Origin of the sequence: Sphaerisporangium krabiense, assembly GCF_014200435.1 — a bacterium.
Taxonomy (GTDB): Bacteria; Actinomycetota; Actinomycetes; order Streptosporangiales; family Streptosporangiaceae; genus Sphaerisporangium; species Sphaerisporangium krabiense.
Genome location: NZ_JACHBR010000001.1, coordinates 2,998,735 through 3,005,000 on the forward strand (window position 1 = coordinate 2,998,735; position 6,266 = coordinate 3,005,000).

Genomic DNA, 6,266 nt, shown 5'->3' on the forward strand with positions numbered 1-6,266 from the left:
GTGACCGAGATCAGGCAGCGTGACGAGGCGGATGAGGCCATGGAGGACGAGATCCCCGTGGCCGAGATGCCCGCGACCTCGCACGACAGGGAACACGACGGGGAAGACACCCCCGCCCCGGCCGCGGACTCCGCACCGGCCGGAACCCGGCCGTCCCCGCGGACCGGCGACGGGCTCGTGCTCGTCATCGAGCCCCTCCTGCCGCAGCGCCTCCGCCGCCCCTCGGACGCGCTGCGGTTCCTCGCCACGCTCGTCGCCCTGGCCGCGGTGATCCTGCTGGCGCTCGTCGCCAAGCAGACGCTCAACGGGCTCGAAAGGGACGTGTCCGACGGCACGAACCGGGCCCCGGACCTGCTCATCGGCGTGGCCGCCTTCATCGCCGGCACCGCGGTGCTCGCCGTTCCCGCCGCGTACGCCGTCGAACGGGTCTTCCACCGCGACGGCCTGCGCGTCGCCGAGGGCCTGATCGCCGCCATCATCGGCATGCTCGCCTCCTTCGTCCTCGGCGAGTGGCTGGCCGTCGCCGGGCCCGGCGACCTGCGCCAGCTCCTCACCGGCGGCCGCCAGGTCGAGCCGATCAACACTCTGCTCACCTCCGTCGTCGCCTACGTCACCGCCGTGCGCATATCCCGCCGCCCGACCTGGCGCGCGGTGATGTGGATGGCCATCGCCCTGGACGTCTTCGCCCTGTTCACCGGCGCCGAGGCCACCGCGCTCGGCGTCTTCGTCACCTACCTGCTGGGCCTGGCCGTCGGGTACGCCACGCTGTACGTCGTCGGCAGCCCCAACACCCGCCCGCCCGGCAGCACGGTCGCCGGCTCCCTGCGCAAGCTCGGCTTCGTCCCCGCCAGGGCCCGCCGCGTCCAGGACGACGCCCAGGGAAGCCGCCGCTACGCCGTCACCCTGGCCGACGACCGCCTGATCGACGTCACCGTCCTCGACCGCGACCGGCAGGTCTCCGGCGTCATCTACCGCATGTGGCGGCGCTTCCGGCTCAACTCCGAGACCCGCCGCCGCGCCATCCGCTCCCTGCGCGCCGAGCTGGAGCGCGAGGCCCTCATGGCCTATGCCGCCCAGGCCGCCGGCGTCAACACCCCGCGCCTGCTCGGCACCACCGAGATCGGCACCGACGCCGCCCTGCTCGCCTACGAGCACCTGGAGACCCGCGCGCTGGAGGACGTCGCCGACGAGGAGCTCACCGACGAGGTACTGATCAAGATCTGGAGGCAGGTCGAGCTGCTCCAGGCGCAGCGGCTCGCCCACCGGCGCCTCACCGGCGACAGCATCCACTTCCACGGCGACGACGTGGTGCTCATGGACGCCCGCAGCGGCGAGATCGCGGCCGGCGACCTGCTGCTGCGCCTGGACGTCGCCCAGTTACTCACCTACCTCGCGCTGCGGGTCGGCCCCGAACGTTCGGTCCTGGCCGCGTCCAAGGTCATGCCCAAGCAGGCCCTGGCGGGCGCGCTGCCGCTCCTGCAGCGCATCGCCCTGGTCCGCACCACCCGCAACGAGGTCAGCAAGCAGAAGGAAGTGCTGCCCGCCCTGCGCGAGCACATCGTCGCGCTCACCCCGCAGGTCGAGGTCGAGGAGGTGCGGCTGGAACGGTTCCGCCCCCGCACCGTCGTGACCATCATCGCCAGCGCCCTGGCCGCCTACTTCCTGCTCTCCCAGCTCAGCCGGGTCAACCTCGTCGAGGTCGTCACCTCGGCCAAGTGGAGCTGGGGCGGCGTCGCCCTGGCCGCCGCCGGGATCAGCTACGTCGCCGCCGCCCTCATGTTGCGCGGCTTCGTCCCCGAGACCCTGCCGCTCGGACGTACGGTCCTGGCGCAGTTCGCGGGCTCGTTCGTCAAGCTCGTCGCGCCCGCGGCGGTCAGCGGCGTGGCCATCAACACCCGCTTCCTGCAGAAGCGCGGCATCTCGCCGGGCCTCGCCGTGGCCAGCGTGGGCGCCTCCCAGCTCGTCGGCCTGGCCTTCCACATCGTGCTGCTCCTGCTGTTCGGGTACGTCACCGGCACCAAGGCCGCCCCCTCGGTCAGCCCGTCGCGGGGCATCGTCATCGGCCTGCTCTCCGCCGGGGTGCTGGTGCTGCTCGTCCTGGCCGTCCCACAGCTCCGCCGCCTGGTCGTCGGCCGCGTGCGGCCGCTGTTCTCCGGCGTCATCCCGAGGCTCCTGGACGTCCTGCAGTCGCCCCGCAAGATCCTCGAAGGCGTCAGCGGCACGCTGCTGCTGACCCTGGCGTTCATCGTCTGCCTGGACGCCTGCGTGCGGGCGTTCGGCGGGTCGCTCAGCTTCACGTCCGTGGCCGTGGTCTTCCTCGCCGGCAACGCCATCGGCTCCGCCGCGCCCACCCCCGGAGGGCTGGGCGCGGTCGAAGGGGCCCTGTCGATCGGCCTGACGCTGTCCGGCCTGCCCGGGCCGGTCGCCACCTCGGCCGTCCTGCTGTTCCGGCTGCTGACCTTCTGGCTGCCGGTCCTGCCCGGCTGGGCGTCGTTCGCCTGGCTGCAGCGGCACAACGCCCTTTAACGCCTAGACGATCCTGCCGCCCGGCTCGGCGATCTGCTTCTCGATGGCGGCCAGCTCGTCGGCGGAGAACTCCAGGTCGTCCACCGCCCCGATGTTGTCCTCCAGCTGCGCGACGCCGCTCGCGCCGATCAGCACCGAGGTGACGCGCGCGTCGCGCAGCACCCACGCGAGCGCCATCTGGGCGAGGGACTGGCCCCGCCCGGCGGCGATCTCGTTCAGCGCGCGGACGCGGCGCAGCACGTCGTCGGTGAGGTGGCTCGGCCGCAGGAACCGCTCCTGCGAGGCCCGCGAACCCTCGGGGATGCCGTCGAGGTACCTGTCGGTGAGCATGCCCTGCTGGAGCGGCGAATACGGGATGCAGCCCACCCCCTCGGCCTCCAGCGTGTCCAGCAGGCCGTCCTCGACATGGCGGTCGAACATCGAGTAGTTCGGCTGGTGGATCAGCAGCGGCGTGCCCATCCCCTTGAGGATCCGCGCCGCCTCGGCCGTCTGCTCGGGCGTGTAGTTGGAGATGCCCGCGTACAGCGCGCGGCCCGAGCGGACCGCCGTGTCCAGCGCCCCCATGGTCTCCTCCAGAGGAGTCTCGGGGTCGGGGCGGTGGCTGTAGAAGATGTCGACGTAGTCCAGGCCCATGCGCGCCAGCGACTGGTCCAGGCTCGCCAGCACGTACTTGCGCGAGCCCCACTCGCCGTACGGGCCCGGCCACATGTCGTACCCGGCCTTGGTCGAGATGATCAGCTCGTCGCGGTACGGACGGAAGTCCTGGGCGAAGATCCGGCCGAAGTGACGCTCCGCCGACCCGGGCGGCGGGCCGTAGTTGTTGGCCAGGTCGAAGTGCGTCACGCCGAGGTCGAAGGCCCTGCGCAGGATCTCCCGCTGCGTGCCGATCGGCCTGTCGTCCCCGAAGTTGTGCCAGAGCCCGAGCGACACCGCGGGCAGCTTCAGGCCGCTCCTGCCGGACCGGTTGTACGGCTGTCGTGTGTAGCGATCGTCCGATGCCGTGTACGTCACCGCTTCTCCTCTGTATCCGCTTTCGCCTCCGCGGCGTTCACCCGATCGAGGATCCACGACAGGGTGAACGCCTCCTCACGCCAGGCGTCGTAGCGTCCGCTCCTGCCCCCGTGGCCCGCGCCCATCTCCGTCTTCAGCAGGAACGGCCCGCCGGCGGCGACGGCCCGGAGCCTGGCCACCCACTTGGCGGGCTCGTGGTACAGCACACGGGTGTCGTTGAGGCTGGTGATGGCGAGAATGGGCGGGTACGTCCGGTCGTCGATGTTCTCGTAGGGCGTGTACGACTTCATGTACGCGTAGACGTCCGGATTGTGCAGTGGATCGCCCCACTCGTCCCACTCGATGACCGTGAGCGGCAGCGACGGATCGAGGATCGTGTTCAACGCGTCGACGAACGGCACCTCGGCCACCACGCCGGAGAACTCCTCAGGCGCCAGGTTCACCGCCGCCCCCATCAGCAGCCCCCCGGCCGAGCCGCCCCGCGCCACGATCTCGCTCGACCAGCCGGAACTCCTCAGATGCCGCGCCACCGCGACGAAGTCGCTGAACGAGTTCTTCTTGCTGGTCAGCCGGCCCTCCTCGTACCACTGGCGCCCCATCTCGCCACCGCCCCTGACGTGGGCGACGGCGAACACCAGGCCACGGTCCAGCAGGCTCAGCCGCGCCACCGAGAACGACGGGTCGATCGAGGACTCGTAGCTGCCGTAGCCGTACAGCACCGTCGGCGCCGGACGGGACGTCCCCTTCCGCGCAACGATCGACACCGGGACCCGCGTGCCGTCGTCCGCCACCGCCCACTCACGGAACTGCTCGTAGTCCTCCGGGTCGTACCCGCCGAGCACCGGGCGGCGCTTCAGCAGGATCAGCTCGCGGGAGGTGAGGTCGTAGTCGTACACCGACGGCGGCGTCACCATCGACGTGTACGCCAGCCGCAGCCTGCGGGTGTGGAACTCGGGGTTCCCCGCGGGCTCGGCGGTGTGGATCGGCTCGGGGAAGGGGATCTCGTACGGCTCGGCGTTCTCGGGCAACACCCGGATGCCCGTGAGACCGTCCTTGCGGAAGTGCACCACCACGTGGTCGGAGAACGCGTCCACGTCCAGCAGTCGAGTGTCCTCGCGGTGCTCCACCAGCGGCGTCCACGTGCCCGGATCGTCGATCGGCGCGGACGCGATCTCGAAGTTGCGCGCCCGCCGGTTGTGCAGGATCAGGAAGCGGTCGCCCGCGTGGTCGATCGAGTACTCCACACCGGTCTCGCGCGGACGTACCACCGCGAACTCGCCGGTGGGATAGTCCGCGTCGAGGACCCGCACCTCACTGGTGATCTTGCTGCCCGCGCTCAGCACGATGTAGCGCTCGCTGCGCGTGAGGCCGACGCCGATCCAGAACCGCTCGTCCGGCTCCTCGTAGACCAGCACGTCCTCCTCGGCCGCCGTCCCGATGATGTGGCGGAACAGGCGGTACGGACGCCAGGCGTCGTCCACGATCGTGTAGAAGAACGCCGAGCCGTCGGCGGACCAGGCGCCGCCGTAGAAGATGTTCGGGATCTCGTCAGGGAGCGCCTCCCCGGTGTCCAGCCGCTTGAACCGCAGCGTGAAGCGCTCGTTGCCGTTGAAGTCCGTCGAGTAGGCCAGCACCGTGCCGTCCGGGCTGACCGCCGAGGTGCCCATCGCGAAGAACGGGCTGTCGCCGGCCAGCTCGTTGCCGTCCAGCAGGACCTCCTCGCCGGCGAGCGGCTCGTCGGCCTTGAGCTCGGGCGGGGTGTCCCCGGTGGCCCGCACGCGGCACTGGATGCCGTACTGCTTGCCCTCCTCGGTCCGCGAGTAGTACCACCAGCCGCCCTTGCGGGTCGGGACGGAGAGGTCGGTCTCCAGGGTGCGGCTCTTGATCTCCTGGAAGACCGCTTCCTGCAGGTCCTTGAGGTGCCCGGTCTGGTCCTGGGTGAAGGCGTTCTCGGCCTCCAGGTAGGCGACCGTGTCGGGATCGTCCTTGTCCGCCAGCCATGCGTAGTCGTCGATCACGGTGTCGCCGTGATGGGTCCGCTCGGCCGGAACCTTCTTCGCCACGGGAGGCGTGTCGCTGCTCACGTGGCCGAGTCTAGGCCGCGCCCCCGTTCCCAACTGGCCTGACGTGGAACGCGGCTGCCACCGGGCCTTCCCGAGTGCCGCCGGCGATGGAAAAGCATTGCTGGGGCGGGTGTTGCCGAGTGTGCGTCGGCGCTCTCAGCGACTGCTAATCTTTTGTTGTCGGCATCGCCCGGACACAAACCCCGATCACCACTCCTGGTGGAGTGTTGCGCGGGCTGGGTCGTGAGTGGTGCCGGTACTCCTCGTTAAAAGATCTACCTGGTCTCGTTTGCCTAGTGCGGTGAGGTTGGGTAAGTTAGAGGGGTTGCCCTGGAGACGGGGTGCGGGTTCTGGCGTTGGTCAGGGCCTGGGTGCTGGTGCAGGCGGGTGTCGGTAACGGCCCGGTTTGCCGGTGGTCAGGTTGGTTGATAGCGTCGGGATCACCGCGAAACGAGATGGAAGCCCCGGAGTTCGGGTCCTGGTCGCAGGGTTCGGGTGATGGTGTACGCGTCCGTTTCTTGAGAACTCAACAGTGTGTTAAAAGCCAGTGCATGAATCATGCATGATCCTCCGTCCGCCATGCCCGGTTGGGTGTGGTGGTGGATGATTCCTTTGGTTGGCATCGCGTCCGGTTGGACGGATGCTCGCCGGGATTTTTTTCCAGAC

Annotated in this window: 3 protein-coding genes; 1 reads left to right on the forward strand and 2 read right to left on the reverse strand. The window is 69.9% G+C overall.

Annotated elements, in window-relative coordinates; genetic code table 11:
- Positions 1–2,526 carry a lysylphosphatidylglycerol synthase transmembrane domain-containing protein gene (locus tag BJ981_RS13450; protein WP_239139739.1) on the forward strand — a complete coding sequence of 842 codons (2,526 nt, stop codon included), beginning with the start codon at positions 1–3 and terminating at the stop codon, positions 2,524–2,526.
- 3 nt (positions 2,527–2,529) lie between these two features.
- Here BJ981_RS13450 and mgrA read toward each other — a convergent pair whose 3' ends face one another.
- Both mgrA and BJ981_RS13460 read right to left on the reverse strand, forming a co-directional pair.
- A complete protein-coding gene (gene mgrA / locus BJ981_RS13455; RefSeq protein WP_184611328.1) occupies positions 2,530–3,537 on the reverse strand; it encodes an L-glyceraldehyde 3-phosphate reductase in 1,008 nt (335 codons plus the stop codon).
- Complete coding sequence (locus tag BJ981_RS13460; protein WP_184611330.1) at positions 3,534–5,621, reverse strand: S9 family peptidase; 2,088 nt, start codon at positions 5,619–5,621, stop codon at positions 3,534–3,536. Before BJ981_RS13460 ends, mgrA begins: the two co-directional genes overlap by 4 nt.
- Positions 5,622–6,266: the final 645 nt, after the last annotated feature.